This is a genomic window from Vibrio sp. Vb1729 (assembly GCF_033338655.1).
Taxonomy (GTDB): Bacteria; Pseudomonadota; Gammaproteobacteria; order Enterobacterales; family Vibrionaceae; genus Vibrio; species Vibrio alginolyticus.
This window is the reverse complement of record NZ_JAWOTB010000051.1, coordinates 91,390-108,266: the sequence shown is the minus strand read 5'-3', so window position 1 is coordinate 108,266 and position 16,877 is coordinate 91,390. Positions and strand designations below refer to the sequence as shown.

15 protein-coding genes are annotated in these 16,877 nt (G+C 46.4%); 4 read left to right on the top strand and 11 right to left on the bottom strand.

Annotation, left to right across the window (positions count from 1 at the left end):
* Positions 1–7: 7 nt before the first annotated feature.
* Genes gspL through gspC form a run of 10 tightly spaced genes read right to left on the bottom strand, consistent with a single transcriptional unit; the run spans position 8 to position 10,054 of the window.
* Positions 8–1,210 carry a type II secretion system protein GspL gene (gene gspL / locus R7E29_RS22830; protein ID WP_318083112.1) on the bottom strand — a complete coding sequence of 401 codons (1,203 nt, stop codon included), beginning with the start codon at positions 1,208–1,210 and terminating at the stop codon, positions 8–10.
* Positions 1,179–2,189, bottom strand: a complete 1,011-nt coding sequence (gene gspK / locus R7E29_RS22825; protein ID WP_054576824.1) for a type II secretion system minor pseudopilin GspK — start codon at positions 2,187–2,189, stop codon at positions 1,179–1,181. Before gspK ends, gspL begins: the two co-directional genes overlap by 32 nt.
* A complete protein-coding gene (gspJ, locus tag R7E29_RS22820) occupies positions 2,182–2,859 on the bottom strand; it encodes a type II secretion system minor pseudopilin GspJ (protein WP_054576823.1) in 678 nt (225 codons plus the stop codon). Before gspJ ends, gspK begins: the two co-directional genes overlap by 8 nt.
* Positions 2,846–3,235, bottom strand: coding sequence for a type II secretion system minor pseudopilin GspI (gene gspI, locus R7E29_RS22815; protein ID WP_170960382.1), 390 nt, complete (start codon positions 3,233–3,235; stop codon positions 2,846–2,848). The genes gspJ and gspI overlap by 14 nt, the downstream gene beginning before the upstream one ends.
* Complete coding sequence (locus R7E29_RS22810) at positions 3,222–3,821, bottom strand: prepilin-type N-terminal cleavage/methylation domain-containing protein (RefSeq protein ID WP_017635010.1); 600 nt, start codon at positions 3,819–3,821, stop codon at positions 3,222–3,224. Before R7E29_RS22810 ends, gspI begins: the two co-directional genes overlap by 14 nt.
* 29 nt (positions 3,822–3,850) lie before the next feature.
* Positions 3,851–4,294 (bottom strand): type II secretion system major pseudopilin GspG, encoded by a 444-nt coding sequence (gene gspG, locus R7E29_RS22805; RefSeq protein WP_005379298.1) that lies wholly within the window; start codon positions 4,292–4,294, stop codon positions 3,851–3,853.
* 59 nt (positions 4,295–4,353) lie between these two features.
* Positions 4,354–5,571, bottom strand: coding sequence for a type II secretion system inner membrane protein GspF (gene gspF, locus R7E29_RS22800; protein WP_033905910.1), 1,218 nt, complete (start codon positions 5,569–5,571; stop codon positions 4,354–4,356).
* Positions 5,571–7,073 carry a type II secretion system ATPase GspE gene (gene gspE, locus R7E29_RS22795; RefSeq protein WP_005379296.1) on the bottom strand — a complete coding sequence of 501 codons (1,503 nt, stop codon included), beginning with the start codon at positions 7,071–7,073 and terminating at the stop codon, positions 5,571–5,573. The genes gspF and gspE overlap by 1 nt, the downstream gene beginning before the upstream one ends.
* Complete coding sequence (gene gspD / locus R7E29_RS22790) at positions 7,073–9,091, bottom strand: type II secretion system secretin GspD (RefSeq protein ID WP_005379295.1); 2,019 nt, start codon at positions 9,089–9,091, stop codon at positions 7,073–7,075. The genes gspE and gspD overlap by 1 nt, the downstream gene beginning before the upstream one ends.
* Before the next feature lie 36 nt (positions 9,092–9,127).
* Positions 9,128–10,054 (bottom strand): type II secretion system protein GspC, encoded by a 927-nt coding sequence (gene gspC, locus R7E29_RS22785; protein WP_005379294.1) that lies wholly within the window; start codon positions 10,052–10,054, stop codon positions 9,128–9,130.
* A 253-nt stretch (positions 10,055–10,307) separates the two neighbouring features.
* Between gspC and hslR the strand changes: the two genes are divergently transcribed.
* From hslR to R7E29_RS22765, 4 genes are all read left to right on the top strand, one after another.
* Positions 10,308–10,694 carry a ribosome-associated heat shock protein Hsp15 gene (hslR, locus tag R7E29_RS22780; RefSeq protein ID WP_005379292.1) on the top strand — a complete coding sequence of 129 codons (387 nt, stop codon included), beginning with the start codon at positions 10,308–10,310 and terminating at the stop codon, positions 10,692–10,694.
* A 31-nt stretch (positions 10,695–10,725) separates the two neighbouring features.
* Entirely contained in the window at positions 10,726–11,601 is an 876-nt protein-coding gene (hslO, locus tag R7E29_RS22775; protein WP_031780788.1) for an Hsp33 family molecular chaperone HslO, read from the top strand.
* 336 nt (positions 11,602–11,937) lie between these two features.
* Positions 11,938–13,566, top strand: coding sequence for a phosphoenolpyruvate carboxykinase (ATP) (gene pckA, locus R7E29_RS22770; protein ID WP_054576821.1), 1,629 nt, complete (start codon positions 11,938–11,940; stop codon positions 13,564–13,566).
* Between the two features lie 190 nt (positions 13,567–13,756).
* On the top strand, positions 13,757–15,874 hold the full coding sequence (locus R7E29_RS22765; RefSeq protein ID WP_054576820.1) for an AsmA family protein: 2,118 nt from the start codon (positions 13,757–13,759) through the stop codon (positions 15,872–15,874).
* Here R7E29_RS22765 and R7E29_RS22760 read toward each other — a convergent pair.
* Positions 15,860–16,777 (bottom strand): bifunctional GNAT family N-acetyltransferase/hotdog fold thioesterase, encoded by a 918-nt coding sequence (locus R7E29_RS22760; RefSeq protein ID WP_005379283.1) that lies wholly within the window; start codon positions 16,775–16,777, stop codon positions 15,860–15,862. The two genes, R7E29_RS22765 and R7E29_RS22760, sit on opposite strands and share 15 nt — an antisense overlap.
* Between the last annotated feature and the right edge of the window lie 100 nt (positions 16,778–16,877).

The window sequence follows — 16,877 nt, the reverse complement described above, 5'->3', positions numbered from 1 at the left end:
CATCACCTCACAAACGCTTCAAAACAAAGCTGCCAACCACAACGTTATCGCTACGGTTCAACTGACCTTGCTCAACATTAAACTTCTCTGCCAATTTCACACGAGCCTGCTCAAAAGGTTGGAAGTCTGAACTACGAGCCTGAATACGTACTTCGCCACGTTGTCCGTCGTATTTAAAGCTAGTGATCTCCAAGTCACTGACCTGACCAAGCGTCGCGGGTAATGCCGCCAACCATGACAACATTGCCTGCTGACCACTTCCACCAGATAAGCGGCGCTCTTCATCATCCATTTGTCGTTTGAGGTAACTAACGGTAGGAATGCGTCGTTTATTTGGGAACACCTGGCGGAAAATACGCTCACTCTCCTCACGATACGCTTGAGCTTGTGCTTCGTACTTGTGGACCACGAGCAACTGCTGCGCAACCATAACGACGATAAGCACCCCCGCAGCAATGGTGGCTTTTTGCCAGAGCTTCCAGTATTTACCCCAAGAAGATTTCGGCTTGAAGATCCCAGTCAGCAAATTGGCTTTGCTTTCTGTCACCCCCTTCGCCAGTATAGCCATCGTCATTTCTTCTGGTTGCGGCTCCCATATTTCAGGTAACGCAGATTCCGGGACCGAGCTATAGCAATCGAGCTTCCAACCTCCATGATTTTGTAGATAAGAAGAGAGGTAAAGGTCTAACCAAGAAGCGTCGACAACCGCGCCCTCTGTCGCAGAGTGACGAATTAGCCATTGCTCGCCAATCATTGCAGCACTGCTGTGATCTCCACGAACCGGTAACGCAAGCACATCGGGTAAAATGCGTTTAATGGCGATACCTTGGCTTGAGAAACGTTGCAGTACAGTCTGAATCCAAGCACGTTCAACTGCGCAAATCTGCGCTTTATCCGCTTGTTTACCCAACACGCTAAAGTGCAGGCCATCAACGTCCTGAGCAACTTCGTCTTCCACTAAGTACGGTAACATCGCCTCGAATTGGCGTGTTGCACCAGGTGGTATATCCACTTGCGTCAGGACTACATCATTACTCGCCAACAGCGCCACAACTTGGCGCTGACCAGCATATGAGACCAATTCATCTAAGTGTTCCCATCCGGCGATTTCACCGCTAGCAATCACTTCCTGTTGATCTGTCGACCACACCACCCAAGGAATGGTACTTTGTTGTTCGCTACTCAGCCGAACGGTCAGAAACTCGCTCACTGATCCCTCCAAAACGACGGCGAACTACGGTCACCGTTTCTCTATTTGTACTTTGCAAAAGGCTTCGGATACGTACACGTGATTCATCCACCAACACTTGTGCATCCAATTCAAAAAAGGCGCTATCTACACCCAAATAGCCTTTGGCGTTTTTCTTTACATCTTCACTTAAGCCAGCCATTTCTGACTCTGCTAAAAATTCATCAATGCTATCCCACCCATCAAATGGGCGTTTTTCAATTAGCTGAATCGCATCACTACTGCTTAAGTTTGGTGAGAACATTGCCACCAAAATCGGAGCTTGCTCAACATCAATCGTATTCACGTTTAAACGCCAGTCATCACTTGGCAATGCACAGACCAACGGCTCCAATTTTTGGAAAATTTCACCACTCACCTGATAGACAGCCCGTAACTCGGAAGCATCTGCCATCCAACCATTTGGTGCCAAATAGGAAGGTTTCATCGCTTCATATGTGCTGTCTTCAACCCCAGTAGTCGAACGGACAGAGTCATCAGCATCAATGTATTCCCAAGTAGAGTCTGCAATGATTTCTGCTTGATATGGCTCGACATCCAACTCTTCTAATAGGCGCTGCAATACATTCACTAAATATGGTCTTGTAATTTGCTGACCCGTTGGTTGCACACGACTCAATACATTTAGATTAAAGCACGCTTGCTTGTCTCTAATTCGTCCCGCCGCTTGACCATAATCTAACGGATAGACTTGCTCTTTTATCGCCCACGGTTGACTCATATTAATCGTGTCGGTGTCTTTATAACTTTGCTCGATACCCACTTTTGCTAGCGCCTCGACGCCAAGGCTGTACCAATACGCTTGCTGGTAATTGATTTGATTAGCGCCTCGCTGAAACTGCAAGAACAAACGTTCTGACATACTGGCAGCAACCGTCGCCATAATCGCCAGCAACATCAACACTATAATCAAAGCAACACCGCGCTGACGGTTAACCATTATTGCTGTCTCCTGAACTTTCCTCTTTCTGACTCAATGTGCCATCAGGAGTGAGATAAGTGCGGACAATTTCTCCATAGTCTTTGAGAGTGAGAACAACAGAAACCGCTTTCGGCAGCGCTTTTTCTTCAGCCCACTCTTTTTTCCATTGCTTACCATCATAGAAACGCATATCAAATGACTCGACCTGCGTTAGCAATGGAGTAACAGTGCCTTGTTGCCCAACCGGCGTATCAGGGTAGCGCCACCATACTCGCTGCAGTGTTTCTTCTTTTAAGCGATAGCCAACCTTGGTTACTTCTCCACGAGGGAACTGCTGCTGAGGGTTGTGCCAACCTAAACGGGCAAACATCAGCCCTTTAGTATCGGAGTCCAACAGGTAATCGGACCAAAAAATTAGCCGGCTAGCAGGCTCTTCACCATTAGTACGTGTTTGACGCATCGCCATTTGACGAAAATCGTTATCCATCATCACCATGGCACGCTGAATTTCGTTTAAGCGTTGGGTTCGTTCTTGTGATAGCGCATTGCTACGCTGTACTTGCGATACCACTTGGTACGCAGCGACACTTAAACTGGCAAAGATGGCAATCGATACCAACACTTCAATAAGTGTAAAACCTTTTACCCTTTGGCGCGTATTTGCGCGGGGATTATTATTGCGCCACATAGCTTCGTACCGTTACTATAGGGCTCGCGCTTTTCTCTACCGAGACGCTTACATCAAATGCTTTCAGCAATGGCTGCGTCGTGGCGACTGGCGTGACTTTCCAGAACCAAGTGCGTCCTGCCAGCTCTTCTGTGCCGTTTTTCGCTTTGAGTTCTCCGGTATTCAACATCACATTTGCCATCTGATTATCCACAACCATGGCTGCAAACATTTTTTCTTCTAAATAACTGATTGTATTAATATGCTGGCTCACAGAGCGAATGACACTGATGGCAGCGGTAGCGAAAATTGCCAGTGCGACCAATACTTCCAGTAAGGTCATGCCTCTCGTCCGGCGATGACTCAAATTTAGGCGAGCTTGCTTAAAATTGCGCATTCTCATCCTCTTTCACTTCTTCGCCCGGAGCTAATAACAAAATTTGTCCACTTTCTTTGCCAATGACTCGCCAACCGTCATTAAAGGCATCACCATTTTGCGGAAAAAAAGACAGGGTAAATGGCGTGACTTCGGCGCTGGAAAAGATAAACACTTGCGGTGGCTCAATTTTCTTTTCGTCCTCTTCTTCTGCGAACATGTCTTCATCAAAAAGAGAACCTGGTTTGAATAAGCGCTCATCATTATCCCAAGCACCACCGCCGAGCTCGAGTTGTAGCGTAATATCTTCTTCTAGCTTGGTTTTGCTCGGAATCTGCTTTAATTTCAGAGGCTGCCAACCTTCTGAGGTTAAACTCAGTAGAGCGTAGGTCGATTTGGCATCATCCACTCGAACGCCAAAATCTTTACCGCTCAGCACCGCTTCTTCATTGAGCAGCTGTAAACGCTGAAAAAAGCTTTGAGCATACTGTTTGGAAAGATCTTTTTGGCTAGTCGGTAACGTCGAGATCACGGCCACAGCCGTAAGAGATAGCAAAACCAGCACCAATAGAATTTCTATCAATGTAAAACCGTTATGTTTTCGCATTTGTTTCATTAGTGCTGGCTTAGGCTCAATTATTGGAAGTCTTGCATGTTCCAGTTGCCAATATCTGCAGCTGGACCTTCTCCACCCTCTTGGCCATCTGCGCCTAGAGTGAAGATATCGATTGTACCGTTATCACCTGGGCTTAAGTATTGGTACTGGTTGCCCCAAGGGTCATTAGGAAGACGTTTGATGTAACCACCATCACGGTAGTTGCGTGGCTCTGGGTTAGATGGCTTACTAACCAATGCTTCTAGACCTTGGTCCGTTGTTGGGTAAACGCTGTTATCCAACTTGTACATATCTAAGGCATTTTCCAACGCGACAATGTCCGTAATCGCTTTTTGTTGGTCTGCCTTCTCTTTGTTACCCAATAGGTTTGGAACAACAAAACTTGCCAAAATACCTAGGATAACCACAACAACCATCACTTCTAAAAGTGTAAAACCCTGTTGTTTACTACGCTTAAACTTCATTTTTTTCTCCGAAAGTTAGATTAAAGCCATGCCGTTAGTAGACACGTCTTAATTCGAAATTATCCGCTCATCAAGTTATTCATTTCTAACATTGGCATCAAGGTCGCCATCACAATGAACAACACTAATCCAGCCATTAATGCAATCAGCGCAGGAGTAAACACACCCAGAGCAATATTGACTGTTGATTCAAAGTTTTGATCTTGGTTATCGGCTGCCCGCGTCAACATGCTCTCTAATTCACCACTTTGCTCACCACTGGCGATCATGTGTAGCATCATTGGTGGAAACAAGCGGGTTTGGTCCAACGCCTTACGCAGACTAGCGCCCTCTCGAACGTTATCCGCTGCAAGCAACACTTGCTGCTTCACATAACGGTTAGACATAACATCTACCGCAACGCGCATACCCTCTAGAATTGGAATCGCACTGGAAGTACAGATCGAAAGCGTTCGTGCGAATCGTGCGGTATTCAAACCTCGAGAGATCTTACCTATTAGCGGTAAGCTCAAGATTTTTCTGTCCCAAGCTAAGCGAAAGTCTGGCTTTTGCAACGCCAGTTTGAGGCCATAGAAAAGCACCACCAGCACAACGAAAATAATCAGCCCCCAATCTTGCACAAACTCACTGGCTGCCAGTAAAAATTGCGTCGATTGAGGTAACTCTTGGCCCATCTGAATGATGGGTTCAATGATTTTAGGAACCACTGTCGCCAATAAGAACGAAACGATGACAACCGCGAATACCACCAAAACTACAGGATAAATCATGGCTTGAAGCAATTTAGATCGCATCTTTTGGCGGTTTTCGACATAGTCTGCCAAACGCTCTAATACGGTATCGAGGTGACCTGATTTTTCACCCGCCGCAACCATGGAGCGGTACAGTTCATCAAACACGTGTGGGTAATCGGCAAAACTGTCGGCAAGCGGATAACCCTCTGTTACTTTCGAGCGAACCGCAGCCAACATAGAACGAATCCTCGGCTTTTCAGCCTGCTCAGAGACCGCACGCAAACACTCTTCCAAAGGCATTCCTGATTGGACTAGCGTAGACAATTGCCGTGTGATGAGTGCCAGCTCAGATGTCGAGATGCCGCGCTTAAAGCTGACTGAACCTGAAGACTTAGCCGATTTAGCTTTCGTCTCGACCACTTCAATCGGGATCATCCCTTGCTCTTTGAGTCGCTGGCGCACTTGTCGGGCGTTGTCCCCTTCTATCGTGCCTTTTTTATGCTTGCCTTTTGCATCTAGCGCTTTGTACTCAAATGCCGCCATTAGGTTTCCTTCGTCACTCGCATCACTTCTTCAAGTGACGTAATACCACGACGTACTTTGCTTAAACCATCACTGCGAATACTTGGCGTATGGGCGCGAACGGCTCTCTCAATTTCTTGTTCACCAGACTCTCGATGAATCAACTCTTGCACTTGCTCATCAACCATAATGAGCTCGTGGATACCTGTTCGACCTCGGTAGCCTTTTTGGTTACACGCTTCACAGCCTTTTGCTCGGTGCAGTTCTAACGGTTCATGCGCTTCCATACCAAACAGTTTTTTCTGTTCCGCATCGGCTTCATACGGCTCTTTACAGCTTGGACAAAGCGTTCGAACTAAGCGCTGCGCTAGCACCCCTAATAACGAAGAAGAAATAAGGAATGGCTCAATACCCATATCACGTAGACGCGTAATCGCACCCACTGCGGTGTTGGTGTGGAGAGTAGACATTACCAAGTGACCCGTTAAGGACGCTTGCACTGCAATTTGTGCGGTTTCTAAGTCACGGATCTCACCGACCATCACCACATCCGGGTCCTGACGCAGAATGGCACGCAAGCCACGCGCAAACGTCATGTCGACCTTTGGGTTCACCTGAGTTTGACCGATGCCATCAATATCAAATTCGATCGGGTCTTCAACCGTTAAAATGTTGCGTTCGTTGCTATTGATCTCTTGCAAGCCAGCGTACAAGGTGGTTGATTTACCAGAACCTGTCGGGCCCGTCACCAAGATGATACCGTGAGGGCGGCCAATCAAGTGACGGAAGTTGTCATGCACTGAAGGGGTCATGCCCAAACTATGTAAATCAAGACGAGTCGCGTTTTTATCCAACAAACGCATTACCACGCGCTCACCATGTGAGGACGGCATCGTCGATACACGCACGTCCACCGCACGACCACCGATACGCAACGAAATACGGCCATCTTGAGGCACACGCTTTTCTGCGATATCTAGTTTAGCCATAACCTTCACACGAGAAACCAGCAAAGGCGCTAGCTTACGACTTGGGGTCAGAACTTCACGCAATACGCCATCGACACGGAAACGAATCGAAAGGGTTTTCTCGAACGTCTCAATATGAATATCCGACGCACCTTCTTTGATCGCTTCGCCCAACATGGCGTTGATCAATTTGATGATTGGCGCATCGTCTTCCGATTCTAATAAGTCTTCATCATGCGGCAGTTCTTCAGCCAAAGAGAAGAAATCATCGCTATCAGCACCAATATCTTCCATCAACTGACGCGCTTCAGACGAGTCGCGTTGATATGCTTCAGTCAGCTTTTTATCAAAGGCTTCTTTATCGATAGGTTGCGGTACGAAGCTTTTCTTTAATACACGACGGACTTCAACCAGAGCCGCAGGGTTAAGCGGCTCGACATAGTAAAGAATAGGTGGACGCTCAGGATGCTCTGTCTCCAGCACCAGTTTAAAGCGGTTGGCAAAACTGAATGGCAGACGACGCATACTTGGCGCTGTGTCTAACATATCAACCATTAGTTGTTTTCCATTTGATCAATAAACGCTTGGATCTCTGTTGGGTGCTGACGCTCCTGGCCAAAGGCAGGCATAACCGGGATCTTCTCGTCAGCCATCAACTTCAACCCTTGATCCGCTTTGTAAAGCTGTTCTGCGCGAATAAAGTTGTATTTACGCTGCGTAATACCGTCGGCCGTCACACCATCGCGAATAATCGTCGGCTTGATGAACACCATCAAGTTACGTTTTTCTGTTTGCGTGCTAGTTGACTTGAACAGATGGCCAAGTACCGGAATGTCACCCAATAGCGGCACTTTGGACTCACTTTCAAGTGCGCGTTCATCGACCAAACCACCAAGAACCAACATCTGACCATCTTGGATCATGACAGAGGTGTTTAACTGTCGTTTAGCAAAGCGAACGTCAACCGCACCGTTTGCGCCTAATACGTTGGAAACTTCTTGTTCAATGTTTAACTGTACAGAGTCACCTTCGTTAATTTGTGGCACTACTTTGAGTTTGATACCGACTTCTTTACGGTCAACCGTTTGGAATGGATTGTCGTTGTTTGAGCCAGCCGTAGAGCCCGTAATAACCGGAACCTCTTCACCCACAATAAATGATGCTTCGCCATTATCCATTACGGTAATACTCGGCGAAGATAGAATGTTTGAGTTGGAGTCAGAAGCAACAGCACTAATTAGCGCTGTCCAGTCACCCATGACAATACTCATTGCCGCACCATTTACTCCGCTAAGTGCTGACGCTAGCGTAGAGTAGTCACCTGATTCAGTAACATCATATGGCGTTCGTTCGCCATTAGAGTTGGTATAGTATTCAGTTCGGGTTTGATCTTTTGCTTCTTCTAGACCAACCATCACCTGACCAATCGGGGCTCCTGAGTTACCGTACTGAATTACAGCACCCGTTTCTAATGAACCCCACTGAACACCTAGGTTAATACCATCACCTTCAGACATTTCGACAATTAACGCTTCAATAAGAACCTGAGCACGACGAATATCGAGTTGAGAAATGACGTCTTGTAATGCCATCATAATATCTGGTGGCGCTGTTAAAACTAACGAGTTAGTTGCAGCGTGAGCAGCAATGACGACCTCACCACGCGATGCACCTGATGTTTTCTGACCGGCTTGCTTTTCAGCTTGCAGGTTATCGGAAACACCTTTCAATACATCCACCAAGTCTTCAGCTTTCGCATTTTTCAGGTACACGACTCGGTTGTTACCTTTTGTCGCCATTTCAACATCAAGTTGACGAATTAAACGTTTCAAGCGGGCTCTTACTTTTGGATCACCAGAAATTAAAATCGCGTTAGTACGTTCATCGGCCACAATTTTAGGTTCAAGGAACTCTGGCGTGCTTTTCTGATTCGCACTTTTATTCAGTGCTTCGACAATGCGTACCATTTCAGCAGCAGATGCATTACGCAGCTCCACCAATTCAATTTCTTTATCACCGGCTTGGTCAACACGCTTGATGATCTCTGCTAAGCGATTCACTACTGCCGCACGACCAGTGATCAAGATAATATTCGCTGGATCATAATGAACCACGTTACCGGCACCGGCGTTATCAATCAGCTGACGAAGTAGAGGAGACAACTCTCGAACCGACACATTACGCACCGCGACAACTCGAGTGATAACACTATCGCCTTGCGCGCTGCCATCACCTAACACAGGGATTGCTGAGGTTTTTGAGTCTTTTGCTTTGATAACCTTAAGTACCCCATTGTCCATCTCTACGACTGCGTAACCGTATACTTCAAGGACATTAAGGAAAAAGCTGTAATATTGCTCTTCGTTAAGTACGTCATAGCTGCGGACATCGATCTTACCGCGTACTGAAGGATCAACAATGATGGTCTTTTCGAGGTTACGACCCACTATGTTGATGAATTCTTGAATATCAGTGCCTTTAAAGCTCGCACTAAATTCGTTTGCCATTGCACCTGGTACGCAGAGTAAACTTCCTGCTAGTAGCCAAGCACTTTTGCTGAACCAATGTTTCACGTATGTCTCCCTGAACTTACGCCGGTTGCCTAAGTCTTACAATTGGATATAGATATCGTACTGTTGGCCGTCTCGCTCAACAGTTAAATTTAATTCTTGCGGATCGCTCATCACTTGCATCAGTTGTACTGAAGAAGACGGATCACTTAAATCGATCCCGTTCAGTTGAACCGCAATATCACCAGGTTGTAGCCCTACATCATTAAATAATGCGGCATCACGACCAGGTGATACTCGATAACCAACAATGTCTCCGTCTTTTTTGACGGGTGAAATGGTGATGTATTTAAAAACGCTTTGTGGATCTTTCGCAATTTCCTCGCGGATTTGCTCTAATTTCTCTCCAACGTCAGACGTCGCTGCTTCTGCTCGCTGAGCTTGCGCCCTAGCTACCTGCGGCGATTCAGATAGCTTCTTATATTCTATACCTTCCATCATTAAGGTCTCGTCTCGACCTTGGTTATCAATGATGACGCGATCCACCAATACCGCTTTTAGTGTCGCACGTGTCCCTTCGATTTCTTCACCCAAACCGTACGTAGCTTGCTTACCTCGGTTAGCAATAACAGCAAGGCTGGTGTTGGCATCACTACTTGCAACCGCACCGACCAGCGTAAGGTTAAGGCGCGTCTTAGGGGCGTCTTTAACAATAGGCTGTTCTACAACCGCCGCTTTTTGCTCAGTGTATTTACCGAATAGGTTGGCATTCTGAAGGGCATTAAAATCTATCGCGTCGCCTTTATTGCTCGCAGCAACGCTACTCGCCGATGGACGCCATTGCGGCACTTCCGACGATTGAGGTATGGCTAACCACACAATTTTGCCAAGTATCCATCCGGTTATCGCAATAAACAGACAGGTAAGCAACAAGCTAAGTTTGGCTTGAATGGTATAATGATTGGACTTGATCTGAGCCAGTAGCGGTCTGCTTGATAATCCTGCACTTAGCTCTAAACGTTTCACTGAATGGATTCCTTTATTCTAACGTCCGTCATTTAAGCTATAACGATAGCTATCGACTTTAAATTGCTAAATTTGCAATAAAATTATTACTCAACAAAGAGCAGTGAACTATATCACAAGTTGTCTTTCATACCTTTTTCTTATGCAGTTTTTGCCAACTCCCTTGAAAAAAATACGCCTTGACTCCATCTGTAGGTGAATAATCCATCACTCATTGCCGTATTCGGGCAGTGATTAGATAGCGTAGTGTTCTATGAGTTCCCTAAATGAAGCCGTTAGGCTAGATAAATGGCTATGGGCCGCAAGATTTTACAAAACCCGCTCCATCGCGCGTAACATGGTCGATGGCGGTAAAGTCCACTATAATGGCCAACGAAGCAAGCCGAGTAAAATCGTTGAAGTGGGCGCTGAAGTCAGACTTCGTCAAGGCAACGAAGAAAAAATCGTGATAATCGAACAAATCTCAGATCAACGCCGAGGCGCTCCCATCGCACAAACCTTATATCGCGAAACCAATGAGAGTATCGCGAAACGTGAGGAACACGCGACTCAACGTAAGCTTAATGCCCACAACCCAAGTCCGGAACGCCGCCCAGATAAAAAGCAGCGCAGAGACATCATTAAGTTCAAACACCAATAAAAGCCGGAATTACCAACGAGGAAAGCACTCCATGGCAAATAATGTTTTAAACCGCTACCTATTCGAAGATCTTTCAGTACGTGGCGAGTTGGTACAATTGGATGAAGCGTACCAACGTGTTATCTCCAGCAAGGAATATCCGGCAGCAATAGAGAAACTGCTGGGTGAGCTACTCGTTTCAACTACTCTTTTAACTGCCACTCTTAAGTTCGAAGGTTCGATCACCATCCAGCTACAAGGCGACGGTCCTGTGTCTCTTGCCGTTATCAACGGTGACCATAACCAACGTGTTCGTGGCGTAGCTCGCTGGGAAGGCGATATTGCCGATGACGCAAACATTCACGATCTAATGGGTAAGGGCTACCTTGTGATCACCATCGAACCGAAAAACGGCGAGCGTTACCAAGGCGTCGTTGGATTAGAAGGTGACACTTTAGCAGAAGTGCTAGAAGGCTACTTTGCAAACTCAGAGCAGTTAAAAACGCGCCTATGGATCCGCACTGGTGAGCATGAAGGCAAAGCACACGCAGCAGGTATGTTGATTCAAGTGATCCCTGACGGCACTGGCTCTCCAGATGATTTCGAACATCTAGAGCAGCTCACTGACACAGTAAAAGATGAAGAATTGTTTGGTTTAGAAGCGAACGAGTTATTGTATCGACTATATAACCAAGACAAAGTACGTCTGTACGAGCCGCAACCTGTCGAGTTCCATTGTGGCTGTTCTCGTGAGCGTAGCGGTGCAGCAATCATCACCGTTGAGAAAGCTGAAATTTATGACATTTTGGCAGAAGTTGGATCAGTTTCTTTACATTGTGATTACTGTGGCACAACTTATACGTTCGACGAATCTGAAGTCACTGAACTGTATGCACAAGCTTCTACAGACAAGAAAACCCTGCATTAATTTACATAGCTTATCAAGCACGTAATTTACCCTACAAAAGGCCAGCTTAATGCTGGCCTTTTTGTGATCAACCCCTCGTAATAACTAGCCTCAAGCGTAATAAAACAACTGCTTAATTTTAAACAATTAATAATGATTTTGCCCTAGCGCAAAGGATTGCGTGCACGATAGACTATTCCCACCAATATGTGACGGGTTACCTAAAACCTTATTGAAATCATGGGTAAATTTTGAGCTATCTCCCTGTTTTCTCCCCGCCCCGTTGCTAGCATGGTGAGCAGATTAAAATTAAAACATTCTTACAAAATCCCTACAAAATCCTTATAAGGAGCACCTATGACCGTTATGGAACATACTAAGGCTGCAACACTTGATCTAACCAAGCACGGACTGCATAACGTAAAAGAGGTTATTCGCAACCCAAGCTACGAAATGTTGTTTGAGGAAGAAACGCGTGAAGACCTAACCGGTTATGAGCGCGGCGTGGTTACTGAACTAGGTGCGGTTGCCGTTGACACTGGCATCTTTACTGGTCGCTCACCAAAAGATAAATACATCGTCAAAGACGCTACGACAGAAGAACATATGTGGTGGACGTCTGATCAAGTGAAAAATGATAACAAGCCAATCACTCCTGAAGTGTGGGACGAGCTAAAAGAACTGGTCACAAACCAGCTTTCTAACAAACGCTTGTTTGTTGTTGACGGTTACTGTGGTGCAAACCCAGATACACGTTTGAGCATTCGTGTTATCACAGAAGTCGCATGGCAAGCGCACTTCGTTAAAAACATGTTTATTCGCCCGACAGAAGAAGAGTTAGCGACATTTGAACCAGACTTCGTGGTAATGAATGGCGCAAAATGCACTAATCCAAAATGGGAAGAGCAAGGCCTGAACTCAGAAAACTTCACCGTATTTAACCTAACTGAGCGCATGCAACTTATCGGCGGTACTTGGTACGGCGGTGAAATGAAGAAAGGTATGTTCGCGATGATGAACTACTTCCTTCCACTAAAAGACATCGCATCAATGCACTGTAGCGCTAACATGGGCAAAGATGGCGATGTAGCGGTATTCTTCGGTCTATCTGGTACGGGTAAAACGACCCTGTCGACTGATCCTAAACGTGCGCTAATTGGTGATGATGAGCACGGCTGGGATGATGACGGTGTCTTCAACTTCGAAGGTGGTTGTTACGCAAAAACCATCAAACTTTCGAAAGAAGCGGAGCCGGACATCTACAATGCAATTCGTCGTGATGCACTGCTAGAAAACGTAACAGTACGTGGCGATGGCTCTATCGACTTTGATGATGGTTCGAAAACAGAAAACACACGTGTTTCTTACCCTATCTACCATATCGATAATATCGTTAAGCCAGTATCAAAAGGCGGTCACGCGAATAAAGTGATCTTCCTATCAGCCGATGCATTTGGCGTACTGCCTCCAGTATCTAAATTGACACCTGAGCAAACTAAGTACCACTTCCTGTCTGGCTTTACCGCCAAACTAGCGGGAACAGAGCGCGGTATTACTGAGCCAACACCAACTTTCTCTGCTTGTTTCGGCGCGGCGTTCCTAACGCTCCACCCAACAAAATACGCGGAAGTACTGGTAAAACGCATGGAAGCAGCGGGCGCTGAGGCTTACCTAGTGAATACTGGTTGGAACGGCACTGGCAAACGTATCTCTATTCAAGATACACGCGGAATTATTGATGCCATTCTTGATGGTTCGATTGAAGAAGCACCAACTAAGCACATTCCAATCTTCAACCTTGAAGTACCAACGTCACTACCAGGTGTGGATCCTAGCATTCTAGACCCTCGCGACACGTACGTTGACCCACTTCAGTGGGAAAGCAAAGCGAAAGATTTAGCAGAGCGCTTTATCAATAACTTTGATAAATACACAGACAACGCTGAAGGTAAATCCCTGGTTGCGGCTGGTCCTCAGATTGATTAAATCGAGTAACAGCGACGTCGCGTAAACGCAGTGAAAAGTTGGCATTAACTTATCACCTTTACGTAGGCCAAGTTACAAAAATTGCTTCAAGCCCCTCTTTTGAGGGGCTTTTTATTGAATACCACAGAATATTGATACAAGCTAAAGCCTATCTAGTTTTATTTCATAACACACGTAGGTTCTAGCAAAGATGAAAACAGCGCGTCGAGTTCTACTTCTGTTACTGGTTATCTTAGTTGCCATTCCAGCCGCTACGATTGCGCTGCTAACAACATCTTACGCGGACGCAACCTGGCGCTTGCTGTCAAACACCTTTTCTCTTCCCTTCCGGGCCGGAAGCGTGCGTTATGGCTTTCCCTATCACCTAACTTTACAACGCGTGAACACCAGCGGAGACGATGCGTCTTACATCGAGCAAGTCGATTTATGGATGAATCCCGATGTTTATCGCGATGGTAAATGGATCGTTGATAGTTTATTGATTGATGGTATGAGCTTGCAGTATGGCGCACCAAAGCTCCCACCTTTAGACAACGTTTTATTCCATCAAATCGCGCTCAAAAATATTGATTACGCCGACGAGCAGTTCTCTGCCAATGGCATTGACCTTCAAATTCAATCACCACAATGGAATGGTCAATTAATACCATATGGCGAAGTTCAACTTGCAGCTGACCAACTCTATTGGAATGGCGAAGCCTTTAATCAAGTCTTAGTCGATATAGACTACAAACCGCAAGACAGTACGCTTTATGGCACCTCTTTTAACTGGCGTAACAGTCAAATATCTGGGCAAGGGGAGCAGTATCCTCAAGGCTGGTCTTTAGTAAATGTGACCATCAACAAGCTGAAACTGAGTAATACGCAGCGCCAATCACTGCTTGCAAAACCTTGGCACGATCTACCATTTAACATTAATCATATTAATAGCTTAGATTTGCTTAACGCCGATATTGAATGGGGCGACTGGCACTGGCAGAACTTGGATCTTTCTGTGGAAAACGCCACACTGCCACTGTCTCTCTGGAAGACAAAAGCTCAAGTGTCATTGCAGGCGGATAGCGTTCGATTCCAGCAGCAAACCGCAATAGAGCCACGTTTGAGTGCCGCTATCGAGCCAGGAGTAATCCAGCTCAACGAGCTCAGCTTAGATTGGCAGCAAGGTCGAGTGCAAGTTTCTGGATTGTTCACGCCAACACAATGGAAGCTCAAAGAAGCCTCTATTCAAGGCCTCAAGTGGGCAACACAGCCAGAAGACAACCTAAATTGGTGGCACGCCGCCACCAGCGAGTTAGAGCATGTTGCAATCGAACGACTCGACATTGAGCGCAGCCAAATTATCCAGCTATCTCACGAACCTTATTGGCAACTTTCCGGTTTAAATATCGAAGGGCAACAGCTTGATATTAAACAGTCGGCTCAACGTTGGGGCCTTTGGCAAGGCGAATTGGAAGTCAGCGTTGTCAATGCCAGCTATGACCAAATACTCACGTCTCACGCAGCACTTGCCATGCAAAGCAAAGATGGCTTTTGGCAATTGACTCGCCTTTTTGCGCCACTCGAGCAAGGCTACGTAGAAGGCATCGGACAAATAGATTTGAGTACCCCGAGCCAACCTTGGGCGCTCAACGTCAATGCTGATGGTATTCCCTTATCGCTCTTCCACGATTATTTTTTACCCGACACACTGGCTATTGATGGTTTTTCCGATCTCAGCCTCGATCTACAAGGGTTATCAGGTGATCGCAACATGCTGGCCTACAGCTTATCGGGTGAAGTGGAAGCCAATCTCCGAGATACCCGCTTGAAGTCCCAAGCGGATCATTCGCTCAAAGCCATTACCTTAAGTCCACTGCGTTTAAGCGCGCAACGAGGGGAAGTATCCATAAAGCCGGTCACAATCTCAGGAAAAGCCATAAGTGGTAAGGTTTGGGGAACATTTGATATGGCCAACAACCCGCTAAGTGGCATTACTTATCAATTGGAAGAGTCGTGCGGAAACATTGAAGGCGATCTACTAAGTGGTGAAACCCACCGTAATGAGTGCGTGAACGCATCAAAACTGGCCGAGCCTACTGATATTGAGACTCCACAGAAAAATGAACCTTCCATCGAGCAGCCAACCGTAATTGATAACATCAATTTGGAGACTCAAGAGGAAGAGCTTTACGAAGAAGTTATCGAAGAAGATGAAGTACCCGACACGAATTCCGCAGCAGAACAAACCCTCTCACCGACAGAGCAAGAAGGTGAAACAGATAAGCGCCCAGCAGATCAGTCGGCGTTTACCCCATCAGCAACTGAGTAACTGCGAGTAATTCGGTATCAGCATATAGGTACCGACAAAATCCACAGCGGGCGTGTCACCACTATAAATCACTACGTGAATAACGATGCGTGCTTTGCGTCCCGACTCCAATCGGTCTAGGTCACCACTGATCCCATCCAACGAAGTACTCGCCACGGGGTTTTGTTCGACTGGTTGACGATAACGAATCGAGCTGTCGGCTAACACAATATCACCGTGCAGCCCACGCTCTTTAAGCAGCAGCCACGTCATCCCCCACCCTGTCAGGGTTGCTAAGGTAAAAGCTGACCCGGCGAACATGGTGTTATGGGGATTAAGGTTAGGATTAAGCTGCGCACAGCATTCAAACTGGTAACCCGTGTACTGGTTAATTTTGATCCCCATTTTGTCGCTAATTGGGATTTGTTGCTCCCAGCGCTGTTGAAGCTCAGTACACCATTCAGGGCGACGTAACACATTGGCCATCGGATCCAGTTGCTTCACCATTTGCTGATGGCGCACAGGGCCACGCTCATCGGTTAGCTCGCCTCGACGCTCAAAGCCATTTTTTTCATAAAAGGCGATGGCATCTTCACGGGCATTACACACCAAGCGTTTCGCTCCTTCTTGGCGCGCTAACGACTCTAGTGCAACCAAAACCAGCGAACCCATCCCTTTGCTACGGCGATTATTTTTAACCGCCATATAGCGGATCTGGCCATCATTATCCGGCGTAATGTATAAACGTCCAATCGCCATAGGACGACCTCGACCATCAACAATCATGCGGTGATGGCTCATTTCGTCGTATTCATCGCGCTCAGAGCCGATCGGCATACGCCATGGCTCACGAAGCAGTTGCCAGCGAAACTGATAATACTTGTTTATCTGATTATCGGTTTTGGGAGTAATGAGTTTGAACATATCAATCCTTTGAAAGCACAACACTAATCAGTGTCGGAAAAATTACTCCAAGCCAATTCCATGAGCTTGGAGTTAAAGCTTAGACTATGGCGCCTGTGTT